Origin of the sequence: Stenotrophomonas sp. AB1(2024) (assembly GCF_037482345.1) — a bacterium.
Classification (GTDB): domain Bacteria; phylum Pseudomonadota; class Gammaproteobacteria; order Xanthomonadales; family Xanthomonadaceae; genus Stenotrophomonas.
Genome location: NZ_JBBHKO020000001.1, coordinates 2345118 through 2370641 on the forward strand (window position 1 = coordinate 2345118; position 25524 = coordinate 2370641).

At 65.7% G+C, this 25524-nt stretch carries 23 protein-coding genes; 8 read left to right on the forward strand and 15 right to left on the reverse strand.

The window, feature by feature from the left end; genetic code table 11:
* Positions 1–35: 35 nt before the first annotated feature.
* From WIX41_RS10740 to WIX41_RS10750, 3 genes are read right to left on the reverse strand one after another with little or no spacing between them, the layout of a single operon-like run.
* Positions 36–1325 carry an MFS transporter gene (locus WIX41_RS10740; RefSeq protein ID WP_339447378.1) on the reverse strand — a complete coding sequence of 430 codons (1290 nt, stop codon included), beginning with the start codon at positions 1323–1325 and terminating at the stop codon, positions 36–38.
* Positions 1322–3562, reverse strand: coding sequence for an oligoalginate lyase (locus WIX41_RS10745; protein ID WP_339447379.1), 2241 nt, complete (start codon positions 3560–3562; stop codon positions 1322–1324). The genes WIX41_RS10740 and WIX41_RS10745 overlap by 4 nt, the downstream gene beginning before the upstream one ends.
* Positions 3559–5715 (reverse strand): polysaccharide lyase 6 family protein, encoded by a 2157-nt coding sequence (locus WIX41_RS10750; protein WP_339447380.1) that lies wholly within the window; start codon positions 5713–5715, stop codon positions 3559–3561. The genes WIX41_RS10745 and WIX41_RS10750 overlap by 4 nt, the downstream gene beginning before the upstream one ends.
* A 409-nt stretch (positions 5716–6124) precedes the next feature.
* Between WIX41_RS10750 and WIX41_RS10755 the strand changes: the two genes are divergently transcribed.
* Positions 6125–9013, forward strand: coding sequence for a TonB-dependent receptor (locus WIX41_RS10755; RefSeq protein ID WP_339447382.1), 2889 nt, complete (start codon positions 6125–6127; stop codon positions 9011–9013).
* 43 nt (positions 9014–9056) lie between these two features.
* Entirely contained in the window at positions 9057–9800 is a 744-nt protein-coding gene (locus WIX41_RS10760; protein WP_339447384.1) for a FadR/GntR family transcriptional regulator, read from the forward strand.
* A gap of 77 nt (positions 9801–9877) precedes the next feature.
* Here WIX41_RS10760 and WIX41_RS10765 read toward each other — a convergent pair whose 3' ends face one another.
* Positions 9878–10267, reverse strand: coding sequence for a DUF6165 family protein (locus WIX41_RS10765; protein WP_339447386.1), 390 nt, complete (start codon positions 10265–10267; stop codon positions 9878–9880).
* Between the two features lie 207 nt (positions 10268–10474).
* On the opposite strand from WIX41_RS10765, the gene WIX41_RS10770 reads away from it, so the two are divergent.
* Positions 10475–11149: a TorF family putative porin gene (locus WIX41_RS10770; RefSeq protein ID WP_339447388.1), complete on the forward strand. Its 675-nt coding sequence runs from the start codon at positions 10475–10477 to the stop codon at positions 11147–11149.
* A gap of 98 nt (positions 11150–11247) precedes the next feature.
* On the opposite strand, the gene WIX41_RS10775 is transcribed toward WIX41_RS10770, so the two are convergent.
* Complete coding sequence (locus WIX41_RS10775; protein ID WP_339447390.1) at positions 11248–11718, reverse strand: DUF1456 family protein; 471 nt, start codon at positions 11716–11718, stop codon at positions 11248–11250.
* Positions 11719–11876: 158 nt separating this feature from the next.
* Here WIX41_RS10775 and WIX41_RS10780 point away from each other — a divergent pair, with 158 nt between their 5' ends.
* Together WIX41_RS10780 and WIX41_RS10785 are read left to right on the forward strand one after the other, a co-directional pair.
* Positions 11877–12356 (forward strand): hypothetical protein, encoded by a 480-nt coding sequence (locus WIX41_RS10780; protein ID WP_339447392.1) that lies wholly within the window; start codon positions 11877–11879, stop codon positions 12354–12356.
* A 71-nt stretch (positions 12357–12427) separates the two neighbouring features.
* On the forward strand, positions 12428–13177 hold the full coding sequence (locus WIX41_RS10785; RefSeq protein ID WP_339447393.1) for an SDR family NAD(P)-dependent oxidoreductase: 750 nt from the start codon (positions 12428–12430) through the stop codon (positions 13175–13177).
* A gap of 32 nt (positions 13178–13209) precedes the next feature.
* Here the strand turns inward: WIX41_RS10785 and WIX41_RS10790 are convergent, their stop codons facing one another.
* From WIX41_RS10790 to WIX41_RS10835, 10 genes are all read right to left on the reverse strand, one after another.
* Entirely contained in the window at positions 13210–13569 is a 360-nt protein-coding gene (locus WIX41_RS10790; RefSeq protein WP_339447395.1) for a VOC family protein, read from the reverse strand.
* Between the two features lie 169 nt (positions 13570–13738).
* Entirely contained in the window at positions 13739–14542 is an 804-nt protein-coding gene (locus tag WIX41_RS10795; RefSeq protein WP_339447396.1) for an SPOR domain-containing protein, read from the reverse strand.
* Positions 14543–14560: 18 nt separating this feature from the next.
* Positions 14561–16249, reverse strand: coding sequence for an arginine--tRNA ligase (gene argS, locus WIX41_RS10800; protein ID WP_339447398.1), 1689 nt, complete (start codon positions 16247–16249; stop codon positions 14561–14563).
* Positions 16250–16402: 153 nt separating this feature from the next.
* Positions 16403–17101: a RadC family protein gene (gene radC, locus WIX41_RS10805; protein ID WP_339447399.1), complete on the reverse strand. Its 699-nt coding sequence runs from the start codon at positions 17099–17101 to the stop codon at positions 16403–16405.
* A 109-nt stretch (positions 17102–17210) separates the two neighbouring features.
* On the reverse strand, positions 17211–17621 hold the full coding sequence (locus tag WIX41_RS10810; protein ID WP_339447400.1) for a hypothetical protein: 411 nt from the start codon (positions 17619–17621) through the stop codon (positions 17211–17213).
* 230 nt (positions 17622–17851) lie between these two features.
* The gene (locus tag WIX41_RS10815; protein ID WP_339447401.1) at positions 17852–18298 is read right to left on the reverse strand and encodes a hypothetical protein; all 447 of its coding nucleotides are present in this window, start codon (positions 18296–18298) and stop codon (positions 17852–17854) included.
* A 2-nt stretch (positions 18299–18300) separates the two neighbouring features.
* Complete coding sequence (locus WIX41_RS10820; RefSeq protein ID WP_339447403.1) at positions 18301–18861, reverse strand: Panacea domain-containing protein; 561 nt, start codon at positions 18859–18861, stop codon at positions 18301–18303.
* A gap of 132 nt (positions 18862–18993) precedes the next feature.
* Entirely contained in the window at positions 18994–19887 is an 894-nt protein-coding gene (locus WIX41_RS10825; protein WP_339447405.1) for an aspartyl protease family protein, read from the reverse strand.
* 304 nt (positions 19888–20191) lie between these two features.
* The gene (locus WIX41_RS10830) at positions 20192–20596 is read right to left on the reverse strand and encodes a hypothetical protein (RefSeq protein WP_339447407.1); all 405 of its coding nucleotides are present in this window, start codon (positions 20594–20596) and stop codon (positions 20192–20194) included.
* Between the two features lie 22 nt (positions 20597–20618).
* Positions 20619–21182 (reverse strand): hypothetical protein, encoded by a 564-nt coding sequence (locus WIX41_RS10835; protein WP_339447409.1) that lies wholly within the window; start codon positions 21180–21182, stop codon positions 20619–20621.
* Between the two features lie 231 nt (positions 21183–21413).
* Between WIX41_RS10835 and coaBC the strand changes: the two genes are divergently transcribed.
* Genes coaBC through WIX41_RS10850 form a run of 3 tightly spaced genes read left to right on the forward strand, consistent with a single transcriptional unit; the run spans position 21414 to position 25494 of the window.
* Entirely contained in the window at positions 21414–22670 is a 1257-nt protein-coding gene (gene coaBC / locus WIX41_RS10840; protein WP_339447411.1) for a bifunctional phosphopantothenoylcysteine decarboxylase/phosphopantothenate--cysteine ligase CoaBC, read from the forward strand.
* Positions 22667–23140, forward strand: a complete 474-nt coding sequence (gene dut / locus WIX41_RS10845; protein ID WP_409187367.1) for a dUTP diphosphatase — start codon at positions 22667–22669, stop codon at positions 23138–23140. Before coaBC ends, dut begins: the two co-directional genes overlap by 4 nt.
* Positions 23141–23154: 14 nt before the next feature.
* Positions 23155–25494 carry a phosphomannomutase/phosphoglucomutase gene (locus WIX41_RS10850; RefSeq protein ID WP_409187368.1) on the forward strand — a complete coding sequence of 780 codons (2340 nt, stop codon included), beginning with the start codon at positions 23155–23157 and terminating at the stop codon, positions 25492–25494.
* Positions 25495–25524: the final 30 nt, after the last annotated feature.

Genomic DNA, 25524 nt, shown 5'->3' on the forward strand with positions numbered 1-25524 from the left:
TGGTACTCCAGTGATGCGAGGGGGAAAAGTGAAGTTCAGCGCGGCGGCGGTGCGTCGACCTTTTCGACGCGTCCGGTCACCAGCCACAGGGCGAGCAGGGAGGCGGGCACCAGTGCCGCCACCAGGATGAAAATGGGTGCATAGGAGTCGCGGGTCATCACCGGCACCAGCCAGGTGGTGATCAGCGTGCCGGCCACCGCGGCCATGCCGCCCAGCCCGGCCAGCGAGCCCACGGACTTGCCGTTGAAGATGTCGCCGGGCAGCGTCTGGATGTTGCCGATGGCGATCTGGAAACCGAACAGCACGAAGGCGATGGTCACCACCGCCCACACCGGGTCGGTGGCCAGCACCGCACCGAGCAGGGCCGGCGCCATGATCGCGCCGCCCAGGGTGATCACCCATTTGCGCGCGCGGTCCACGCTCCAGCCGGCACCGATCAGGCGGCCGGACAACCAGCCACCACCGACGCTGCCGATCATCGCGCCCACGTAGGGCACCCAGGCGAAGATGCCGATCTGCTTGATGTCGAAACCGAAGGTGTCGGCCAGGTAGATCGGCAGCCAGGAGACGAACAGCCACCAGATCGGGTCGATGAAGAAGCGCGTCGCCAGGATGCCCCAGGTCTGCCGGTGGCCGAGCAGCTGGCGCACGTTCGGCGCGTATTCGACCTTGGGCACGGCCGGCTGTTCGGTGGGCGCATCGAGGATCAACGCGCGTTCGGCCGCGCTTACCCACGGGTGCTTGTCCGGGCCGGCGCGGTAGATGACCAGCCAGGGCAGCAGCCAGACGAAGCCGATCGCGCCGATCAGAATGAAGGTGCCGCGCCAGCCCAGCCAGAGGAACAGCACCGCGATCAGCGGTGCGGAAATGATGGCGCCGATGGACGCGCCGGCATTGAACACGCCCTGCGCCAGCGCACGCTCGCGCGCCGGGAACCATTCGGCGTTGGCCTTCACCGCACCCGGCCAGGCACCGGCTTCGCTGATGCCGAGCATCGCACGCACGATGCTGAAGGACAGGATGGAGTGGGTGACCGAATGCAGCGCGATCGAGATCGACCACACCGCAATGGACAGCGCAAAGCCCAGCCGGGTGCCGATGATGTCGAACAGCCGACCGAACACGAACTGGCCGGCGGCGTAGAACAGCATGAACACCGTGACCAGCAGTGCGTAATCTTCCTTGGTGGCGCCCACGTCCTTGGAAATCTGCGGCCACATCACCGCCAGTGCGTTGCGGTCGATGTAGTTGATCACCGTGGCCACCGCGATCAGCGCCACGATCAGCCAGCGCACGTAGGAGCGGGTTCGGGTCGTCACGTTCATTTGTTGTCCTTGCCGCTGGCGGTATCGAAGCGCTTCCAGCCACCGCTCCAGTTCCAGCGCTGGCCGTCGCCGCCACTCACCTCATGGTTGCCGCCCTTGGACGGATCATCGGCAATGCCCAGCGCCAGCCGTTGGCCACCGGCCAGGTCCAGCACCAGCACGCTGGCGTTCTTGCCGCGGTAGTGCGCCAGGCGGTCGATGCGGCTGTTGGCGCCACGCACCGTTTCGGCGGTGCCGTCGTACTGGCCATGCGGTTCCAGCACCCCGTAGAAGATGGTTGACGCCTGGCCATCCACCCGCTGCAGCAGCATCGGTTCGCGACGCAGGTTGAACGAGGGATCGTTCGCGCCGCTTTCACCGATCAACGCCCGCGCAGGCGCGGTGCTGGCGAAGCGGTAGGTGTAGAAGCGCCCCTCCAGCAGCCAGGTCAGGCTGCGCGTCTCGGTGCCCGGTTCGCTGGACGCATCCACCCACACGTGCTGGTAGCCGTTGGCCTTGCCCAGCACCGGGCGCGTGGTGACGGCCGATTGCGCCTGGAAGCCCACCTCCATGATGTGGCCGTTGAAGTGCAGCGGCAGGTCATAGCGGGCCGGCGTGCTGCCGTCCACGCGCAGCAGGTCCAGCACCACCGGCTGGCCCAGCGAGGGATGCGAGAGCAGCGCCTGGGTGCGGGTGAAGGCCACGCTGTCGTAGGCACCTTCCATGCGCGCCGACACGATCTGGGTGTCATCGGTCACTGCGAACAGCAGCGGGGCAGGGGCCAGCGGTTGGCCCTTCTTCCAGTCGCCGCCGAAGTGGCTCTGCTCGTTCACCACCAGCGTGTTGTGCGCCAGCGTCTGGCGCGCCCAGCTGTTGTTCTCGGGCAGGTAGATGCCGCCGGACTTGGCTTCGATGTTGAGGAAGCGGGCCGCGCCGTAGTCGGTGACCACGCGCTGGCCGTTGTCGTAGAACAGCCAGTTGAGCTTGTCGAAGTGGCCGTGGCCCATGCCCTGTTTGGTGTTCTTCATCACCAATGCCTGGCCGTCCTCACCGCCCATGCGCAGGATCGCCAGCGCGCCTTCATTGCCGTCGGGGCCATCGCGCAGCAGGGTGGGCACGAAGGCGAAGGGCTTGGCCTTGTTTTCAGCCAGCGCCTTGGCCACCTGCAGCCCCTCGGGTGAGAGCAGCACGCGCTTCTGGCCCTTGGCGACCGACAGCAACCGTGCATCGCCGGTGTTGGCGTAGGCAATGTCGATGCCCGCCACCAGTTCTTCGGTATCCAGGCCCTTGTCCAGGATCGCATCGTTGATCGGAATGAAGTAGCCGCCGTAGCTGCTCTGTACCAGCGCATCCACCGCCTTGAGCAGCACCCCGTCGCGGCGCTTGAAGATGCCGCGCTGCGGTTCGTTGCGCTGTACCGCGTTGGCGAACAGGATGAAGGGCGCCAGCGCATAGCGCTGGTAGTAAGGGCCCTCTTCGTAATAGCCATCCGGCGAGAACAGCTGGTCCACCTGCTTGAGGAAGCCGGCGTTGCCATCGCGCCTGCTGCCCATCAACGCCTGTTCCACCAGTACCGGGTCGCGCAGCACGTAGCCGGTCATGCCGGTAGCGGCCACCGCCCAGGTGGCGTGGTTGTGGATCTTGTCGAAGTTCTCCGGGTTGCCGCTCAGGAACTGCGCCATTGGCCGGAACACGTTGTCGTCGATGGTGCGGCGCTCGTCGGCGCTGAGGCTGTCGCGGATCGCGTCGTAGCCCTGCACCGCATTGACCAGCCACACCGAATCGTTGAGGGTCTGCCAGAACAGCCGCCCGGGAATCTGCCCGCGTCCTTCCGGGTGCGCGCCCAGGCCGGGATAGAGACTGGCGTAGCCGAGCAGCACATCGCGCGCGAAGTTGGCATACGCCTTGTCGCCGGTAAGGCGATACAGCGCGCCCGCAGCCTGGATCGCCTGGTAATTGCGCTTGTGTTGTTCGTGGGTATAGCCGCCGCCCTTGTCCTTGGGCACCGGCACGTCGATGCCGGCTTTCATCATCGTGCGCACCCGCTTTTCCGCATGTGCCTGTTCCTTGGCGAACATCGGGTAGCTGGCGCCGTCGCGGCGCATCTGCTCCCACTGTGCAGCGGTAACCAGCACCGGTGCGCTGTCTGCTTCAGCACCGCGCGTGGCCGCGCTGGGCGCCTGGGCGTGCGCGGCAGGCAGCGCCGCAGCGCTGAAGGTAGCCGCCAGCAGCAGCATCAAGGGCGTGGAACGCGTCATGGCAAAGTCTCGGCTGGAATATCGGACTGCAGCGCCGCCGTAGCGGTGAACGTGGTGTTGTGCAGGCGCAGCGTCGGCTCGCCGGTCTGGTGGGTGAAACGCACCCGGCCACTGCGCAGCCAGGTGGTGTCGCTCAGGCGGGCCTGTTGTACGCCGTGCAGGCGCAGGCTGGTGTCGCCGGCGCTGCCAACCGCTTCCAAACGGCTGCCGCGCAGGTGGAAGGCGGGGCCGAACGTGCTTTCATCGGTGCCGCCACGGTACAGGTTCACCAAGGGCCCACCGATGCGCTGGAAGACCGAGTCGATGATGTCCACCGTTTCGGCGTTGTAGGTGCCCAGGTCATCGGTTTCGGCGGCGGCGGCGATCACGCTGCCGCTGATGTCGCTCACCGTCACGCCCTGCAGGCGGATCGACGCGGCCAGGGTGCCCTTGCCGGTGTTGATCACATCGAAGGCCTTGTTGCTGCTCAGGTCGTGGATGCGGCTGTCAGCGATCTCCAGCGTGTAATCGAAGGCCTGGCTGCCTGGCGGTACCCGGATCACCGCATTGCCGGCCGCATCCGGCGCCAGGCTGCCGTCGATCTCCAGCCCGGCCAGGCGCAGCGAACCGCCGGGGCCGATCTCGAACAGCGAGGGTCGGGAAAAGCGCAGCGTGGCCTTGCCCTTGGCCGGGCCGACCACGCTGAGCGGGTGGTCCACCGCCAGCACCTGGCTGATGCGGTAAACGCCGGGCTGCAGCTGCAGGCGGTCGCCGGCGGCACTGGCGGCTACTGCGGCGACCAAGGTGTCTTCGCCCGGGCCGACGCGATGCTCGCGCCCGCTGTCCAGCGCGGTCCGGGTGACCTGCTTGGGGTACCAGTCCACCCCGACCTGTTCGCGGGGAATCGGCGCCAGGTCGCGCGGCGCGCCCACCCCGGTGCCGGCCGGCGGATACAGCAGGCCGTTGGTCGCGCGCTGCAGGGTGACGCTGCGGCCATCCACGCCGTTGGGGAAACCCGGCGACGCTTTCGGGCTCTGCACATTGCCGCTGAAGGCGATACCCGAGAGGTCGCCCTGCGTGCGCAGCAGCTCAGTGCTGCCATCGCCGACGAACAGGTTGTCGCTGATCCTGCTGCGCACCGGCATCGCGTTGCGTTCGTCATCCAGCCCCGCGCCCAGGAACAGGTAGCGCACCTGCACGAAGCTGTTGTGGCTGATCGTCGCGTTGTCCACCTGTTCGTAGCGGTTGAGCGGTGCATCGCGGGTGCCGGCCATCATCGCCAGCGCCGAGGCGAAGCCATCGCCGGCCACGCCTTCGAAATAGTTGTCGCGCACGATCTGGTCGCGGTTGATCACCCGCACGCCACCGGTATGCGGCTTGCCGTTGCCCAGGAAAATGTTCCGCTCCACCACGTTGCCGTGGCCGTGGCGCAGCACCATCGAGCCGCGCGATTCCATGAACACATTGCCGCGATAGCGGTTGCCGCCGGATTTGTTGGAGACGATCTCCACTTCGCCATCGCACTGCTCGAACCAGTTGTTCTCCACCATGGTGTTGGAGGCCGACTGCGAATCGTGGCTGGTGCCCACCCGGATCGTTTCGCCGCCGTTGCTGCCCAGGTTGGGGCGCGGCCCGAACCAGTTGTGGTCGATGCGGTGGCGGTTGTCCAACCCGCTGGTGGCATTGCGCACCACCACCAGGGTGGTACCGGCATTGGTTTTGCCCACCAGCTGGTTGTGGTCGAAGCGGTTGAACTTTCCGTACATGGCCACCCAGTTGTCGGACTGGGCGCGGTCGGGCTTGTTGTAGCCATCGATGACGATGCCGGTCACCCGGCTGTGTTCGGCCCATTCACTGGACGAGCGGCGGAAGCTCACCACCTCGCCGCCCGGTGCCCAGCCATCGCGGAACACCAGGTTGGACACCTCCAGATAGGCCCCGGCCAGCCGCAGCTGCGATTGCCCGCTCAGGATCACTTTTCCGGGCGTCTGCGCGGTCAGCCGAATTGGTTGACCAATTGTGCCGGTCCCCGTCAGCAGAAGATCCACATCCCGCCAGACCCCATCCGCAAGGATGACCGTATCGCCCGGTTTCAGCCCCTTGGTAGCGGCGGCATACCCAGCCGAGTCGTGCACCAGATACTCAGCGGACCAGGCAAACCCAGGAAGGATCATCAGAGCCAAGAGGGTAGCGGCGGTTCCCAAACGCCGGCCCGTACGGCCGATCGGCGCTTTAACGCATGAACCCCACCAACGCCACCGCTTTATCGCCCTACTCGTACCTACATCTTGTTGCTGTGCCACAGGCTAACCCTCCCAGATCACCATGGACCCCAACGCGAGTCCGGATGGTAACAGCCTCAACCGCGACAACGTCAACCACAATCGCATACCACTTTAGCCGCATCCGGTAAGCCATTTGCGCATATCCCTGCTGCATCCGCACATTAATTTGTCGAAAAGTGGTCTGGGTGGATGCATGGGGTAGACTTTAGTACCAATTCATTGACATTGGTCCTTGAACCGTGAATCTTCCGGATCGAATCCGTGTAATCGGACGATCCATCCTGGGAGGGAGATCACGATGTTGCATGACCGCCGTACGGCCTCGCCACGAGGCTTCCGCCACACCGCGCTGCACAGCGCGCTGTTCTATGCCCTGTGCGCCACTGCGGCCATGCCGCTGGTCCATGCGCAGGACGCCGCCCCGGCCAGCGCGCCGGCGCAGGCCACCACCCTGGACCAGGTCCAGGTCACCGGTACCCGCGGCACCATCCAGACCTCGATCGACAAGAAACGTGAGGAGACCGTGGTGTCCGACGTACTGTCGGCCGAAGACATCGGCGACCTGCCCGCACTGTCCATCGGCGAAGCCATCGAAACCATCACCGGCGCCTCCACCCACCGCGAGAAGGGCGGCGCCTCTGAAATCTCGATCCGTGGCCTGGGCCCGTTCCTGGGCTCGTCCACCTTCAATGGCCGCGAGGCCACCAACGGCAGCGGCGACCGCTCGGTGAACTTCAACCAGTTCCCGTCGGAGCTGATCAACACCGTGGCCATCTACAAGACCCAGCGCGCCGACTTCGTCGAAGGCGGCGTGGCCGGCACGGTCAACATGGAAACCGTCAAACCGCTGGAATACGGCAAGCGCACCATCCAGCTGGACGGGCGCGGCACCTGGCAGGAATACGACGACCGCCTCAAGGACGGCGACGGCGTGGGCTGGCGGGGTACGGCCAGCTACATCGACCAGTTCGAGTTCAGCAACGGCGGCAAGCTTGGCGTGTCGGTCGGCCTGCAGGCGCTGGAAGGCAGCAACCCGGAAGAGATGTTCTCCAGCAGTACCACCTGGGCCGCCTGCGATGGCCGCGAAGTCGTGGGCGCCACCCGCAACTGCACCCAGGTCGACGGCAACGATGTAGCCAACGGTGTGCCGTACTACCTCGCGCCGGGCAGCCGCCTGTACCGCCAGTTCGTCGAACACGACAAGCGCGATTCGCAGTTCGGCGCGCTGCAGTGGCGGCCCAACGACGCGGTGGAAGTGAACCTGGATTACCAGCACTCCAAGCGCGATTACACCGAAGACCGTTCGGACCTGACGCTGTCGTCGATGATGCGCAACCTCAACAACCGCGTGGTCAGCGACGACGGCGCGCTGCTCAGCCACACCGGCAGCAGCACCATCGACTCCACCGGCAATTTCCTGGAGCGCAACGAGGAATACACCGGCGGCGGCCTGAACCTTATCGTGCGGCCCAGCCCTGCCTGGATGCTGTCCGGTGACTTGTCCTACTCCAACACCCAGCGTTCGCAGATCGAGCGTTCCACCCGCCTGCGCGCCGGGCGTACCGACGTCAACGGCAATCCGGTGGCCGGCATCAAGAACAACCGTTACGTCGACTACACCTACGACTACAGCGGCGACGTGCCCAGCATTTACCTGGATCCGGCGTTCGATGTGAACAACCCGGACAACTTCACCGACTCGGCGCTGATCCGTCGCCGCCAGCAGGACCGCGAGCACACCATCCGTGCCGGCCGGTTCGATGCGGCGTTCACCCCCGAAAGCGGCTTCTTCACCGCGCTCAAGGGTGGCCTGCGGCGTTCCGAGGCGACCTATACCGACTTCACCGACACCGTGGATGTCACCACCACCAATGTCGCCGCGATCCGTGCCGCCAACCAGGCCTGCCGCCAGGCGTTCCCGCAGGACGACTTCCTGGCCAACGCCAGCGGCAATACCATCGACCAGTGGGCCACCTTCGACAGCCGTTGCCTGTTCAAGGCCTTCACCGGCGTGGACGACACCGGCCTGAGCGCGGACCTGCGCGATCCGGCCAACAACGATGTGACCGAGAAAACCAGCGCCATCTACCTGATGGGCGACTACAGCACCGAATGGTTCGGCGTGCCGGTCACCGGCAACATCGGCGTGCGCTGGGTACACACCGATGTGCGTTCGATGGGCCTGCGCAGCGGGCTGGACGTGGTCAACAACCCCGATGGCACCGTGACCCTGCAGCCCAACGGCGATTTCACCCGGCAGGTGCTCAAGTCCAGCAACAACGAGTGGCTGCCCAGCTTCAACGCCGCCTTCGAACTACGCCCGGACCTGCTGCTGCGCGTGGGCGCCTACCGCGCGATGGCGCGCCCGGACCTGGCCGCGCTCGGCTACGGCCGCAGCTTCAACCTGGACGAGGTCGATACCGAATTCGACAGCGTCGCCGACGCGTTGGGCAACATCACCGCCACCGGCAATCCGCGTGCCACCCCGCTGATGTCGTGGAATGCCGATGTCTCCCTGGAGTGGTACGCCAACGCCGATTCCATGCTCTCCACCGCCGTGTACTACAAGCAGTTCAACGGCGGCTCGGTGCCGGTGGTGGTGGGCGAGAACTTCGATATCGACGGGGTGAGCGTCACCGTGCCGGTGGAGCAGCTGGCCACCAGCGACCAGAAGAGCGACCTGATCGGCTTCGAGCTGACCGGCTCGCACAGCTTCTCCTACCTGCCGGGCATTTTCGCCGGGCTGGGCGTGAAGGCCAGCTACAACTACGCCCATTCCAACTTCAAGACCGAAGACCTGCGCCTGGGCGAGTCCACCGACCCGGCCACCGGCATCGTCACCCCGGGGATCGTCGAGCCGGCCAATATCTTCGGCCTGTCCAAGCACGTGGCCTCGGCGCAGGTGTACTGGGGCCTGGGCAGGCTGGACCTGCAGGCCATCTACAAGTACCGCTCCGACTACTACCAGCAGTTCGTCGGCGACCCGGCGCAGAACCGCTATGTACGCGACAATGGCTCGCTGGACTTCCGCGCCACCTACAAGGTGAACGACCGCCTGTCGGTATCGCTGTCGGCCAGCAACCTCACGGACGAGCCTCGGGTGTCGGATATGCCCATCCTGGGCAGCTTCCGCGAGTACACCACCTACGGCCGGCGCTATTATCTGGGGGTACGCTACCGTTTCTAAGCGCACATTCGGTTCCCAGCCACCGTACAGCCAGGTCTTGATGATGTCCGAACCCCGTCTCTACCAGTCCATTGCCGCTGAAATCGTCGCGCTGATCGAGAAGGGCGAATTCCCGCCCGGCTCGCGCCTGCCCGGCGAACGCGACCTGGCGCAACGGCTGGGGGTGAGCCGGGTAACCGTGCGCGAGGCGGAGATCGCCTTGGAGGCGCAGGGGCTGATCACCATCAAGACCGGCTCGGGCGTGTACGTGAAGGCACGTCCGGCAGCCGCCCCTGGCGCGCTGCCGGATGTATCGGCGTTCGACCTCACCGCCGCGCGGGCGGTGATCGAAGCCGAGGCGGCAGCCATGGCCGCCAGCCGCATCACCGATGCCGAAGTGGAAATGCTGGAAGGGCTGATTGCAGCGATGACCGACCCGGCGTCGGGCGAGGCGGCGGCCAGCGAGGCTGACCGCCAGTTCCACCTGGCCATTGCGCGCATTGCCGGCAACCCGGTGGTGGAGCACTGCGTGCAGCTGATCTGGCGCATGCGCAACGAGCTGCCGCGGGTACGCCAGGTGTATGCCAACGTGTGCCACAACGACGGCGACACCCGCAACGACGAGCACACCGCCATCCTCGATGGCCTGCGCCTGCGTGACCCGGGCGCGGCGCGCACGGCGATGCGCAATCACTTCCAGCGGTTGTTCGAATCAATGCTGGAAGCTACGGAAAATGAAGCGCTGGCGGAAATCCGCCGGCGCACCCAGCAGGACCGCGAGCGGTTTTTGGCCGCTACTGCGCGTTGACGGATCCAGCCACGCAGGGCGTGGCTCTACCGCGTGTACCCCGTAGAGCCACGCCCTGCGTGGCTGCCACGGGGCAATCATTCCCCCTGGTACTGCTTCTCTTCCACCAGCTGCGACCCGGCAGTCCGGTTGATCGCGTTCTTCACCTTCACCCGCTCGCCATTGGTGCCATACACCCCACGCGCCAGCTGGATGAACTGATCGTCGAACACCTGCGCCGCTTCCTTGTCGCGCAGCTGGTCCTGGATGTCCCACATCCGCACGTTGATGGCCTTGAGCTGTGTCTTCAGTGCCTCCAGCCCCGGCTGTGCGGCCAGCAGCTCCTGCCACAGCGGCAGCAGTCCATCCAGTTCGGTGCGCACATTGGCCACCTTGCCCGCATCGGTGATGCGTTCGGCCTTGATTTCCAGGATGGTGATCTTGTCGATCAGCTCGCCAATCGATACCGGGGTCAGGATCGCGTCCACGCCATTCTCGCTGCAGGTCAGTCAGGGCCGCCATGATAGCGCGGGCCGCCTGAAGCTCTGGTGGGCAGCTTTTACGTTGATTTTGCGCGCGATGCCGCCGTGGCGCATGGCGTCTTTACGGGCGCGCTCACCACACTGTGCGCTTCAACGGCACGGCCGTTTTCTGGAGTGGTGGACGTGGTGGCAAAGCAGGAATCAAGGCGCGCAGTGCGCCGGGTAAGCGGTCTGGTCATTGGCCTGGCAATCAGTGGTTCGGCGTTGGCCGGCGTGGACGGCAACGCCACGTTGACCTCGGATTACGTCTGGCGCGGCAGCTCGCAGACCATGGAAGATCCCACCGTGCAGGCAGGGGTCAAACTGAGCAGCGAATCGGGCTGGTACGCTTCGGCGTGGGGATCGGGCGTGTCGTTCGAACCGGATGCCGGTGCGCGCAGCGAGTTCGATTTCGTCGCCGGTTGGGGCGGTGAGCTGGCGCCGGACTGGGCGCTCGACGTAAACCTCACCCACTACATGTACCCGTCCACCGACGTGGATCTGGACTGGACCGAGCTCAACAGCACGGTGACCTGGAAGGAGCGTTACTGGATGAGCGTCGGGGTTTCCGACGATGCCCTGGCCAGCGGCCGCACCGGCACGTACGCCCAGCTGGGCGCCCGCGTACCGTTGGGCGGGCAGTGGCGCATCGAAGGCGCGGTGGGCCAGTACTGGCTCGACAGCGCCTACGCCGACGATTACCTGCACGGCCAGCTCAGCGCCATCTGGAAAGTGCGCGGCCCCGGGGAACTGCGCCTGACTGCGCACGACACCGACCGTGCCGCCAAACGCCTGTTCGGCAGCAACGCGGCCTCGCGCGTGGAATTTGCGGTGCAGACCACGTTCTGACGGCGGGGCACCGACCGGCGGGGTAGGGTCGGTTCCCAAACGACTGCCGATACGATTGATCGGCCCATTGACGCATGGGCCCGGATCGAAGGCGCGCCTTACGCCGGGCGAACGCGCAGCGTCAAACCCTTCAGGAAATTACGCAGCAGCTGATCCCCGCACGCGCGGAAATTATTGTGGTCCGGCTGGCGGAACAGCGCCGACAGCTCCGGCTTGGACACCGGGAACCCTGCGTTCTGGAAAATTCCATGCATGTCCACATCCTTCAACTCGAAGGCCACCCGCAGCTTCTTCAGCACCAGGTTGTTGGTAATGCGCTTTTCCACCGGCCGCAGCGGCTGGCTTTCATCGCGGCCACGGAACTGCACGATCAGCCCGTCCAGGAAGTGCGCCAGCGTGCGGTCATCGCAGGCCACGAACCCTTCCTCGTCTTCCTTGCGCAACCAACCGGGCACATCGGCCTTGTCCACCACGAATGCCGGGTCGGCCAGGGCACAGATTTCCGCAATCTTTCCGTCGCTCAGGTCGAGCATGTAACGGATGCTGCGCAGTACATCGTTGTTGATCATGAGACGTCCAATACCGCCGACGCGGCTGCGTGGCTGGCGGCCATTTTACCCCCACCCGGCCGCCGGGCCCCGAAGCGGCCCGTTCCGGCTGTCATCTGGCTGCCACGAAAGTGAAGCACAGTGCGCTCCTCAGGCATCAACAGGCAGTGGAGCAGGCAATGCGCAGGTGGCAGGTTCTGGCGGGTGTGGGCATGGTCTGGCTGGCCGCAGCGGTCTCGGCCCAGGCCCCGTATGTGGCGATCGAACAGCGCGTGGACCCGCAGCAGCTGGCCGACGTAGGCCTCAGCCCGGCCCAGCTGCAGACCCTGAACCGCCTGCTGCGCGAGGCTGACGCCCGCGCCCCGGCCCCGGTGGCCGCCCCGGTGGCGATGCCAGGCGGGCCCACCGCGGCCCCGATGTTCCCGGGCCTGGACGACGGCCCCATCCATGCCAGCGTCACCGGCCCGGTCGATGGCTGGCAGCCGGGCACCGTGTTCACCCTCGACAACGGCCAGCAATGGCAGGTGCTCAAGGGCGAAATGAAGCTCAAGGCCAGTCGCAGCAACCCGCCCATCGTGGTGGTGCCGGGCATCGCCGGGCGCTGGTTCCTGCAGGTGGATGAAGACCTGCCCAAGGCGCGGGTGTTCCGCATCCGCTGATCCCGCCGCCGGGCGCCAGCACAGCGCGGCGCAGGATGCGAAAATGGTCGGGAATCCCACGGAGACCCCCGATGACCCGTACCGCTCTGATTACCGGCGCCACTTCCGGCTTTGGCGCCGCCGCCGTCCATCGTTTCGCCCAGGCCGGCTGGCGGGTCATCGCCACCGGGCGCCGCGCCGAACGGCTGCAGCCGCTGGTTGATGCCTACGGCCCCGAGCGCGTGCACGCAGCGGTGTTCGACGTGCGCGACAGCGCCGCCATGGAAGCGGCCCTGGCCGCGCTGCCGGCCGCGTTCGCCGATATCGACCTGCTGGTCAACAATGCCGGCCTGGCCCAAGGCACCGCCCCGGCCCAGAGCGCCTCGCTGGAAGACTGGCGCACCATGATCGACACCAACGTCACCGCGCTGGTCACGCTCACCCACCGCCTGCTGCCGCAGCTGGTCGAACGCAGGGGCGCCATCATCAACATCAGTTCGGTGGCCGGCGTGTACCCGTACCCGGGCGGCAACGCTTACGGCGGCACCAAGGCCTTCGTCAGCCAGTTCTCGCTCGGCCTGCGCTCGGACCTGCACGGCACCGGCGTGCGGGTGACCACCATCGAACCGGGCATGGCCGAAACCGAATTCACCCTGGTCCGCACCCACGGCAACCAGGCCGCCTCGGACACGCTCTACACCGGCGCCAACCCGATGACTGCCGACGACATCGCCGAGCAGATCTTCTGGGTGGCCAACCTGCCCGCGCACCTGAACATCAACCGCCTCGAACTGATGCCGGTCAGCCAGTCCTTCGCCGGCTTCCAGGTAGCCCGCGATTAACCGGTAGTGCCGGGCTCTGCCCGGCAAATCCATCACCCAGCCGCAGACCACACCGCCAACTCGTACCCATCCGGGTCGCGGAAATGGAACCGGCGTCCACCCGGGAACTCGAACGCAGGCGTGGAAATCTCCGCGCCGGCGCGTTCCACCCGCGCCTGCGTGGCTTCCAGGTCATCGGCATACAGGATCACCAGCGGCCCACCGGTCCGCACGGGCCCGTCGGTGGTGAACCCGCCGCGCAGCCTGCCGTCGTTGAACTCGGTATAGCGCGGCCCATAATCGGTGAAGGTCCAACCGAACACCTCGCCGTAGAACGCCTTGCTGCGGGCGATGTCGGCCACGTTGAATTCGATGTTGTCGATGCGGCGGTCATTGCCTTCCGAACTGCTCATGTGGCGCTCCTTGCTGAGGGATGGGAGCGCCAACGTAGCGCAACGATGCCACTCCTGGTAGCGCCGACCGTTGGTCGGCCGCTCTACGCGACCAACCAGAACAAAAATGCCCCGCATTGCGGGGCATGTTCGAGGAGCAGCCGACCAACGGTCGGCGCTACCGTCGGGCTTACTGCGCCTTGATCGCCATCGCCTGCAACCCGGTGCCATCCAGTTTCTGCTTGGCATCGGCCAGCTCACCGGCGGTGCCATACGGCCCCATGCGCACGCGGTACACGGTCTTGCCGTTGATCTGCGCCGATTCCACCCGCGCCGCCAGGCCGATCATGGCCAGCTTGGCCTTGGTGGCTTCGGCATCGCCGGACGCCCCGAAGGCGCCGGCCTGCAGGATGTAACGTACGTTGCTCGCCGCCGGCTCAGCCGCAGCCGCTGCCGCAACCGGCTTCGGCTGTGCCGCAGCCGCCGGGCGCTCAGCCACCGGCGCCGGCAACGGGGCCGGTGCAGCGGTGGTGGCTGCCGCCGTGGACGCCGTGGTCGGCGTCGCCGGTACCGGGCGACCTTCAAGCGCGGCCTGCGCGCGCTGCGCTTCAGCCTTGGCTCGGCGCTGGTCTTCGGCGCGCGCGCTGGCGGCCAGCTCCGCATCGGACATTTCCACTTCCTTGCCGGGCAGCAGGGTGTAGAAGTCGTACTGCGTGGCTGCCGGCTTGGCCGGTTCGGCAGGCTTGGTGGCCGCACCGGGCTTGGGCAATTCAGTGCCCACGTCGGTATCGGCATCGCTCACCGGCGCCGGCTGTGCGTTCGGGTCCGGCTGCGGGCCTACCCGCAGGAAGCCATCGCCATCGTTCTTGAACAGGTTTGGTGCCGCCAGGAACACCACGGCCGCAATCGCCACACCGGCCACCAGCCACACCCATCCTGGCGTGCCCTGGTTGCTGTTGCGCCGTGCCTGGCTCTTGCCGCGTCGTGCTGCCATGTACTACTTCTCCACTGCTTACATTTTTTCCGGGGCGGAAACGCCCAGGACGTTCAGACCATTGGCCAGCACCTGGCGTGCCGCGCAGGCCAGCGTCAGCTTGGCATTGCGCTCTGCATCGTCAGCCACCAGCACCTGCGTGCCGTGATACCACGTGTGGAAGGCGTGCGCCAATTCACGCAGGTACTGCGCGATAAGGTGCGGTTCCAGCGCAATGCCGGCCGCTTCCACTACTTCCGGGAAGCGCGACATTTCCACCATCAGCCACAGCGAGGGTTCGTCGTTCAGCGTCGACAGCCCGGTCAGGCCCTCGGCCGGGGTGTACGACAGACCCTTCTCCTGTGCCTGGCGCAGCAGGCTGCACACGCGGGCGTGCGCATACTGCACGTAGAACACCGGGTTGTCATTGCTTTGCTGGCGGGCCAGGTCGATATCGAAGGTCAGCTGCGAATCGGGCTTGCGTGCAATCAGGAACCAGCGGGTGGCGTCGCGGCCGGCTTCCTCGATCAGGTCGCGCAGGGTCAGGTAGCTGCCGGCCCGCTTGGACAGCTTCACTTCCTCGCCGCCACGCATCACCGTCACCATCTGGTGCAGCACGTATTCCGGCCAGCCCTTGGGAATGCCCACGTCCAGCGCCTGCAGGCCAGCGCGCACGCGCGCCAGCGAACCGTGGTGGTCCGCGCCCAGCTCGGTGATGGCGCGCTCATACCCGCGCTGCCACTTGCTCAGGTGGTAGGCGACGTCCGGCAGGAAGTAGGTGTAGGTGCCGTCGGACTTGCGCATCACGCGGTCCTTGTCGTCACCGAAGTCGGTCGAGCGCAGCCACAGCGCGCCGCCTTCCTCATAGGTATGGCCGGCCGCCTTGAGCTGGGCCACGGTCTCTTCGACCTTGCCATCCTTGTAGAGCGAGCTCTCCAGGAAGTAGATGTCGAAATCCACCCCGAATGCCGCCAGGTCCTGGTTCTGCTCGTTGCGCAGGTAGGCCACGGCGAAGCGGCGGACCGCGTCCAGGTTGTCCGGGTCGCGCTCGCCCACCACCGCATGGCCTTCCAGCTCCACGGTGGCGCCGGCCAGGTAGGCCTTGGCCACGTCTTCGATGTAGTCACCGCGGTAGCCGCCTTCCGGCCAGCCGGCGTCGTCGGGCGTGATGCCCTTGGCGCGCGCCTGGGTGGACAGGGCCAGGTTCTCGATCTGCACGCCGGCGTCGTTGTAGTAGAACTCGCGCTTGGCGTTCCAGCCGTTCACCTCCAGCAGGCGGGCCAGGCAGTCGCCAATGGCGGCGGCGCGGCCGTGGCCCACGTGCAGCGGGCCGGTCGGGTTGGCCGACACGTATTCCACGCCCACGGTGCGGCCGTTGCCGCTCAGGTTGTGGCCGTAATCGGCCCCTTCCTTGAGCACGCCGGCCGCTTCGCGCTGGTAGGCGCTGGGGGCGAGGTGGAAATTGATGAAGCCCGGGCCGGCGATCTCAACGCGCAGCACATCGTCGCTCTTGGGCAGCGCATCCAGCAGCGCCTGGGCCAGGGCGCGCGGGTTGCTGCGCGCCGGCTTGGCCAGCAGCATGGCGGCATTGGTGGCGAAATCACCGTGGTCACGGGTCTTCGGGCGTTCCACCACAAATTCCGGGGTCAGGGTGTCGGCCGGCAGCGTGCCGTTGGCACGCAGCGCTTCGATGCCCTGGCTGATCAGGGCGCGGAGGAGATTTTTCACAGGGCCTGCTTTGAAGACTGGAGCGGCGGAATCGGCAATTTTAGCCCAGAAGCTGCCCCGATCCATTGAACCGGGGCACAGCGGGGGTGGGAAGCGGGTTCTGGGACCGGGCTGAAGCCCTTGGGAGCCGGGCGGATTGGCTGACCGGGCCGTTCAGCTCCAGCGGGGCGGGTCGCATCTGAGCCAGCCCAGCTGCGCCAACGACACCGGGGCACCGTCCCCTACCACGATGTGGTCGATCAGCCGCACGCCGACCAAGGGCAACCCCTCCAGGAGCTGCTGGGTGATCTGGCGGTCTGCCTCCGAGGGGGTGGGGTTGCCGGAGGGGTGGTTGTGGCCAACGATCACGGCTGCCGCGTTGTGAAGCAGAGCGCGCCGAGCAACTTCGCGAGGGTAGACCGCGGCGGAATCAATCGTTCCGGTAAACAGCTCTTCGAACGTGATGGCTCGGTTGCGGGTGTCCAGGAAGAGAGCGGCAAATACCTCCTGTTTACGTCCGCGTAGTCGCTGTTTGAAGTAGCGCTCGGCCACTGCCGGATTGAGCATGCTCTCCCCACGCTCCAGCTCAGCAAGTAGATAGCGGTCTGCCAATTCCAAAGCAGCAACGAGCTTGCTGGCACGGGCAAGACCAAGTCCAGGCAGCCTCGTTAATTGCTTTACGTCAAGGTCGAGTAACCGGCGGAGAGGGCCATGAGCTTGTATCAGGAGCTGCGCCTGTTCTAATGCATTGAGGCCGTTGCAGCCTGTGCCAAGGAAAATTGCAAGAAGCTCCGCGTCTGTAAGCGCCCCCGGTCCCCGTGCCATCAGCTTCTCTCGTGGGCGATCTTCTTTAGGCCAGTGCTTGATTGTCATGCGGGCAAATGTCCATCTGGTCTAGACAATGACCTGTAAGTATTCCGCTCAAGGGACTGTTGGCAGGATCCGTTTACTGGTCAGCTCACGGAGGCTGAGAAGCGTGCTGTCATGGGTGATGCTTCGGGTCATGCGAATGAAATTTCGATATGCGGTTTAACAGGCAATAGCTGATGAACAACGATGCCAGAGCGATGATTCCAACGCAGGTAATCATGGCGTGTTGATCGACGATGTCGTCGCCAATCAACGTCAGGCAGAAAAACGCACCATAGATGGCGATGAAGCACAAAGATGCACCGTTGTGGACAATTTTCCATGATCGGTCTGCGGTGACGAGGTGCTTCATCTCGTTGATGTTTGAGATATGGAGTACTAGCCCAAACGCAATCAGGTCCTGCGGCGCGAATGGCTCAACTGTGCCGTCCTTGGTTGCCAGCCAGATGAAGAGCCTGGAGAAGATCGGAATCAAGCCGACCAGGACGGTGCATGCAAGCCAATGGGTCTTGGTCGTTCTCATCTCCCGCTTCCTATATCGACTCGGCATTGAGCCCCAAGGCGCGAATTCTAGGGGCGGCACGCGGGTTCAGGCTGGATAGCCGGTCGCAGTTTCACGAAGATCTATCGCTTGGAATCGGGGCAAGTCGGAAATGGCATGGCCACGCGGGGCGTCAGCGACAGCGGGCGCGGATTACGCGCGCAAGACGCGAGAGTCGACGGTAGGGCCGGCCGGACGCGAGCCCCGGTTTGTCAGCGAGCGAGCTGGTCGCGAATGGACGTTTCCTGTTCCGTTGTGGTGTCGTCGGCGGCGGCCGCACAAAGCGAAGCGAGACGTAATTGCGCAGGGCCGATGGCGCAGACGTACTGCAACTTCCCGGCCGCCAAGTCTGTGCGTACCTCGTAGGCGTCCCCGTCATCCAAGGCACGAAGGTCCAACCACGTCTTCTTGCCCAGGCCTGCTTCAGGATTGATCACGCTCAGGAAAAAGCCGGGATAGGGATCGCCATGAAAGCAGGGCGGTGCTTCAGGCCTGCCATGACAGCGGCTGGTCAGCAGACGCCACACAATGTCGTCGCTACGCTTGGCGCGCGCCAGGACGAGCAGATACTTGGGAAGAAGCTGGCCGTTTGCGACATCGGCGTAGAACTGGTTTGCGAGCAGAATGGAGCCGGGAACGAGCTTGTCGTCTGCGGCCACCCTCAACGCCTTTGCGCGGCTGCAATGCCGGCATACAGATCCGCTGCGTCAAGTACAGCATCCCGGTCGCTGGCATCGTCGGGAACTGCCAGACGATACTCAATGACCCGGTCATTACCTGCACCTTCCTGCCATGTTTTGGCCCAGGCGCCGTTCTCGGCATGCGTCATGTCAATCATCGCGTCGGACAACGTTTCGCGATATTCCTGGGCGATTGCCTCAAGTAGTCGCAATTCACGCTTGCTGAAGTGACTGGCATCGAAAGGCTGCAGCGGCACGACCTTCTCGCGCCAATAGGTGATGACCTGCTCGGGAACGATCCTGATCGCATCGCGCAGGCCCTCTTCCAACTGATCCCACTGCTGTACCAGGGCAGCCGGAACCGGGCCCATGCGCCAGGCGCGGTACTCCAAGCCTGTCACGCTGCGGCCGGTCTGGCGGAAGTGCTCGAAGTCAAGCAGGAACAAAAGCTTGAACAGCTTGATCTTGCCGAGCGCTTGGGTGCTATGTGCGAAATAAAGGATCGCCTGTACGAATTTTTCTTCCGTATGGCTCTTCAGCACGTTCCTTCTCCCGGGCACTTCATCCACGCATTGTAGCGGGGCGACAGGGCAATCGCCATACCACATCCGGAAGTGAGATGCACGCGTTAAGCTGTGGATAAGTTGTGCGATTCTGGTGCATAAAGCGACAGGTCACCGGCACACCGCCACCACCTGGCTCCTCGGATCGATCAGCACCACCGCGTCCTGCAGCGCATGGGCGCCCACCAGCACCTCGGGATACTTCGGCGACACCCGCACCTCCATGTTGGCAAGACTCACCTGTCCCACCTTGATGGGTCCCAGCACCGTGCCGCGCCAACTCTCCAGCTGGCCGTTGGTCAGCTGCGAGCGCACTACCTCGCCCAGAGGCTGGTCCGAAACTTGCTCGAACACGGCCTGCGGTAACACGAAGCCGATGTTGGCGCCGGTGTCCAGCTGGGCAACGAACGGGTGGCCGTCAATCGTCACAGGTATGCGGAAGGCACGCGTATAGGTCAGCGCATTGGCTGCAGACGGACCCAGCTGCTCGGAGCGGGTGAATGCCAGGGTCCGGGTCGGATAGTCGATCCGCAACAGACCGTCGGCGAAGAACTCGCGCGCGAGGATCCCGTCGAATGCGGCGTCTGGCGCGTTGCGCGCGTTGTAGTCGCGGGCGATCAGCTCGACGTTGCGATGCGCCAGTTCACCCAGCTCCAGCGTATCGATCCGAGCGGTTTTCACGCTGGCCTGACTTACGCCGTCCGACGTGGTGGCCTGCCCGTGCAGCGGCATACCCAATGCCGACACCAGGCGCATGTCCGCACGCCCGATGCCGCTGGCGCCGGTGTCCACGGCGAAGCGGTACGGCCCCCGGCCGTTGACGCGCGCCTGCACATAGATGCGTCCGTCGACACTGTCGAAAGGTATCTGCACCAGCGAGCCGGTCAGCGGCTGGTGCGCAAGCGCGCAGGCATCGCTTGGCGCAGGCACCGGCAGCGGGGCGGCCGCGGCGGATGCCACCAGGAAAAGCGAGGCCAGGCACAGTCGGGGTAGTGCAGCAGTCATGTCGCGGTCCTTGCGGGTGGATGGGTCAGATCGGCCCACAGACTGGGCGGATCCGGTGCCGCCTGCACCCGGCCTGCGACGAATCACCACCCAAGCCGACAGAACCCAGGCAGCGCGGGGCGAGTGACGATCCCCTTCCACTGCACTTGGCGGTTCTGCGCGATATCCACTGTGCCGTTCCGCCTGGTGCCAGCGCCGGTCTTCAACATCCGGCGGCGCTTGGCCAGGAGGAGATCCGGCACCGATGCACCTCAGGGGGGGCGGAGTGGCATGGGTCTGCTGCCACCTGCGCCATCAAAGCGGACTACGCCCGCTTGTTGGGTTTGATATCCACGCTTCCACAATATCCGCCCTTGGTGGAAATGCGGGCGACCTGCCTTTGTCGGTTGACTGCCACGTGGATCTCACAGCCAGAGTTGTAGGTCACATCACCCCAGGACTCGGTATGGACGATCTGACCGTTTTGTGGCCCCGTGTGCGTCCCGAGCGCCTCGCGCCGTTTGTAGGCCGTGCTCTTGTAGTACACCAGCACCACCCATTGCTTTTCGACCAGGCTGTCAATCCGGCTGGGCGCGCCAAATTGATCAATCGCCTCGGTGACCGGGCGACCTTTCCAAGCTGAGTTGGCCAACATGTCAGGCATGTTGGGCATGCTCGAACAACCCGCAAGCAGGGCGAAACACACCGCCGACGCGAACATCCTTTTCATTCTTCGTTCTCCTCGTGGCGGTTCAGTTCTGCGGCATGCGGTCGAATGCATCGTCGATCATCTTCAGCACGGGCGCCCAGCTTTGTTCGCGCTGCAGCACCCTGAAGCGACCGTTGACGTTGTCGATCATGCCAAACACGTGCATCCTGCCAAGTGGGGTCATGCCCATCCCGGAACGGGTGGCGGGCTGGCAGGCAAAGTCCCGCGCCTTCGCCAACCACGCTTCCGGCGCTGTCTGCCACGACGAGGAGACGCTCACGGGCTTCGACGTCTTCATGTCCCACTCAAGGTCACTGGCCTTCTGCAGCCGGATGCGCTTGCCAGCGCAATCCACGTCGGTTTCGTAGGTCGTCATCACAGGTTTGTCCACGCCTTCGTACAACCGATGCACGGTAAGCGACACGGCGCCGTTCGCGCGTGCTGGCATGTGTGCCGGGTCGCCATCCACGACAATTATCTCGTGAGTGTTGGCGCCACCCTGATGGTGAACCATCCAATAGTCGCCTGGCTGGTCGGCCGCTGCATGGGCAATCTGGGGGGCGCAAAGCAGTAGGGCAGGCAGTAGATGCCCAAGGGAAACACGCATGACGAGTCAGTCCTTTGCCGTGATGGCCGCCACGCTCCGATGCAGCCCGCGGCCGGGGAAGTGTCCAGAAACTTAGGTGGGGGCTGGGGCAACAGTCAAGCGTGCACGACGCAAAAAGCCCGCTCGCCACCCTGCTCATGACAAAAAACCCTCCCCTTATGCCCCTGGCGCATGAGTCCGCAACACCCCATCAGGTAAGCTAATCGCCTCGGTTCGACAGGAAATTCGCAGGTGGCTGACTCCCCCCAGGCTTCCCCGGCGCAGGCGCGCCCGCTGGCAGGCCAGAAGCTGTTGTTGTGCGTGGGTGGCGGCATCGCGGCCTACAAGTCGCTGGAGCTGGTGCGCCGCCTGCGCGACGCCGGGGCCCTGGTGCAGGTCGCCATGACCGCCGGTGCCCAGCAGTTCGTCACCCCGCTGAGTTTCCAGGCCCTGTCCGGCCAGCCCACCCGCACCACCCTGTGGGACAGCGCGGCCGAACAGGCCATGGGCCATATCGAGCTGGCCCGCTGGGCCGACCGCATCATCGTGGCCCCGGCCACCGCCGACCTGCTGGCCCGGCTGGCCAACGGCCATGCCGATGACCTGGTCACCACCCTGTGCCTGGCCACCACCGCGCCGCTCACCGTGTGCCCGGCGATGAACCACCGCATGTGGCTGCACCCTGCTACCCAGGCCAACATCAGCCTGCTGCGCGAGCGCGGCGCCCAGGTGATCGGCCCGGAAGACGGTCCGCTGGCCGAAGGTGAATCCGGCCCCGGCCGGCTGACCGAACCGCACGCCATCGTGGCCGCGCTGGCTGCCCTGCAGGGCCCAGCCGACGCGTCCGAAGCCACCCAGGAACTGAAAGGCCTGCGCGTGGTGATCAGCGCAGGCCCCACCTATGAAGACCTGGACCCGGTGCGCTACGTGGGCAACCGCAGCAGCGGCAAGATGGGCTACGCGCTGGCGGCGGCTGCCGTGCGCCAGGGTGCGCAGGTGGTGCTGGTCAGCGGCCCGGTGCACCTGGCAACCCCGGCCGGCGTGCAGCGGGTGGACGTGCGCTCGGCCGCGCAGATGCGCACCGCCGTGCTGGATGCACTGCCGGCCGACATCTATATAGGCGCAGCGGCGGTGTCCGATTACACCCCGCGCCAGGTCGCCCCGCAGAAGCTGAAGAAGACAGCCGGCACCCAGACCCTCACGCTGGAGCTGGTGCGCACCCAGGACATCCTGGCCGAAGTGGCCCAGCAGACCAACGCACTGAAGCTGGTGGTCGGCTTTGCCGCAGAAACCCACGATGTGGAGAAGTACGCGCGCGGCAAGCTGGTCGACAAGCGGCTGGACCTGGTGATCGCCAATCAGGTGGGCATCACAAATGGCGGCTTCGAAAGCGACGAAAATGCAGCAACCGCCTATTGGCAGGGCGGGGAGCAGGTGTTCCCCGGCACCACCAAGGCGCTGCTGGCCGAACAACTGTTGTCCCTGATTGCCCAGAGGTTGCACGCATGACCCAAGCCCCGTCCCTGCAGTCGCTGCAGGTGAAACTGCTCGATCCCCGCTTCGGCGATACCTGGCCCCTGCCGGCCTACGCCACCGAAGCCAGCGCCGGCCTGGATCTGCGCGCGGCGCTGGAGACCGAGCTCACCCTGCAGCCGGGGGACACGGCACTGATTCCCAGCGGCATCGCCATCCACATCGCCGACCCGAACCTGTGCGCGGTGGTATTGCCGCGCTCCGGGCTGGGCCACCGCCATGGGATCGTGCTGGGCAACGGCACCGGGTTGATCGATGCCGACTACCAGGGCCCGCTGCTGATCAGCGCCTGGAACCGCGGCCGCGAGGCCTTCACGCTTCAGCCGGGTGACCGCATCGCACAGTTGGTTGTGCTGCCGATTGCACGCGTCGGCCTGCAGGTAGTGGATACTTTCACCGACAGCGCCAGGGGAACGGGTGGATTCGGCCATACCGGGGTGCGCTGACAGGGGGAACATCAATGAGCAGGGCAACGGCGGAAGGACAGCCGCGATTGACAAGCAAGCGTAACGGGTTGTTGCTGGTGGGAATCCTGGTCATTCTGGCCGTGTGGTTTGCCTGGAGCGGGGTGCGGCAATGGCGGCAGGCCTCGGTTGGGCAGGCGCTGGAACAGTCCCGCGACCAGGGCGTGCAGGGCGTACAGGTGGCCATCACCGGGCAAAGCGCTCAGCTGCGCAAGCTGGTGGAGAGCGAGCGGGTCAGTACCGCCCTCGCTGAGGGCGATGCCGATGCCACGGCGCTGGCCGTGCGTGAAGGCTGGCCGGGTACCGAAGACGTGCAGGTGCTCACCGCCGACCTGGGCCAGGCCTATGCCGATCCGAAGGCTTTCGGCTACGCTCGCCTGGGCCTGCTGGAAGCGGCCATTGCCGGCGATACCGTGGTGGCGCGCGTGGTGCGCGACGCTGGGGGCCAACGCCTTGGCCTGGCCGTGCCGGTGCAGCTGGGCACGCAGGGGCCAGCCGTGATCTATGTGCGCCAGCCCTTGCTGCGCCTGACCGGCATCTTCGACCAGATCCGCGTGCCGTCAGCTGGTTACCTGGCGCTGCGCCAGGGCAGCCACAGCATCATCGAGCAGGGCGATCCGGCCTTGTCCGGTGGCGCCGAAGGCCTGGCCCGGCCGATCGGCAAGAGCGGTCTGCGCCTGGCCGCCGCCGTGCCGGATGTCGAACCGGGCCCGTTGGGCCTGGGCGCGATTCCGTCCCTCATCGTGGCCGCGCTGCTGCTGGCCATTGCCGGCATGTTGCAGTTCGGCAAGGGCCGGGTGAAGCTGCCGCGCCGGCGTGCCGCCGTCAGCGAGGGCGACCACGGCCCCACGCTGCGCGAAAGCCTGGTGCAGGACCCGTTGCTGGAACCTGCACCGGCTGCCGGCTCGGGCCCGCCACCGCCGCTGCCCACCGGCCCGGGCCACGAAGTGCCGGAAGGTATCTTCCGCGCCTACGACATCCGCGGCGTGATCGGCCGCGAGCTCACCCCGCAGGTAGCGGTGCTGATCGGCCAGGCCATCGGCTCGGTGCTGCAGGTGCAGGGGCTGCGCGACATCGTGGTCGGCCGTGATGGCCGCCTGTCCGGTCCGGAACTGACCGCCAGCCTGATCGAAGGCCTGCGCCGTGCCGGCTGTGACGTCACCGACATCGGCCTGGCGCCGACCCCGGTGGTGTATTTCGCCAGTTTCCACCTGCGCGCGGGCAGCTGCGTTGCCGTTACCGGCAGCCACAACCCGCCTGATTACAACGGCTTCAAGATCGTGGTGGGCGGCGAAACCCTGTCCGGTGATGCCATCACCGAGCTGTACCAGCGCATCCGCGATGGCCAGCTGCATGTGGCGGCCGAACCGGGCAGCCTGCAGCAGCGCGACGTCAACGCCGATTACATCCAGCGCATTGCCGATGACGTGCAGCTGGACCGCCCGATCAAGGTGGTAGCCGACGCCGGCAACGGCGTGGCCGGTGAACTGGCCCAGCCGCTGCTGGAGGCCATCGGCGCTGAAGTCATTCCGCTGTACTGCGATGTGGATGGCACCTTCCCCAACCACCATCCGGACCCGAGCGACCCGCACAACCTGGAAGACCTCATCCAGACCGTGAAACGCTTCGATGCGGATATCGGCCTGGCCTTCGATGGCGATGGCGACCGCCTGGGTGTGGTCACCCGCGAAGGCAGGATCATCTATGCCGATCGCCTGCTGATGCTGTTTGCGGCCGATGTGCTGCAGCGCAATCCCGGCGCGCTGGTGATCTACGACGTGAAGTGCAGCGGCAAGCTGTCCGATTACGTGCTGCGCAACGGCGGCAGCCCGATGATGTGGAAGACCGGGCATTCGCTGATCAAGGCCAAGATGCGCGAAACCGACGCCGAGCTGGCCGGCGAAATGAGCGGGCACTTCTTCTTCAAGGAACGCTGGTTCGGGTTCGACGATGGTTTGTATGCCGCCTCACGTCTGCTGGAAATCCTGGCCCAGCGCGATGAGACTCCGTCGGAAGTGCTTGATGAGTTGCCCGAAAGCGTGTCCACGCCGGAGCTGAAGGTGCCGGTGGAATCGGGCACGCCGCATGCGCTGGTGTCGATGTTCGTATCGGCGGCGCAGGTGGAGGAATCGCCGTTCGCCGGCGCCCGCCTGTCCACCATCGACGGCCTGCGTGCGGATTTCCCGGACGGCTGGGGGCTGCTGCGCGCCTCCAATACCACCTCGGTGCTGGTGCTGCGTTTCGAAGGCAACGATGCGGCCGCGCTGGAGCGCATCAAGGCGCTGTTCCGCGAGCAGCTGCAGCCGCTGCTGCCGGGCGTGGATCTGCAATTCTGAAGGTAGCGCCGGCCGTTGGCCGGCCCAAGG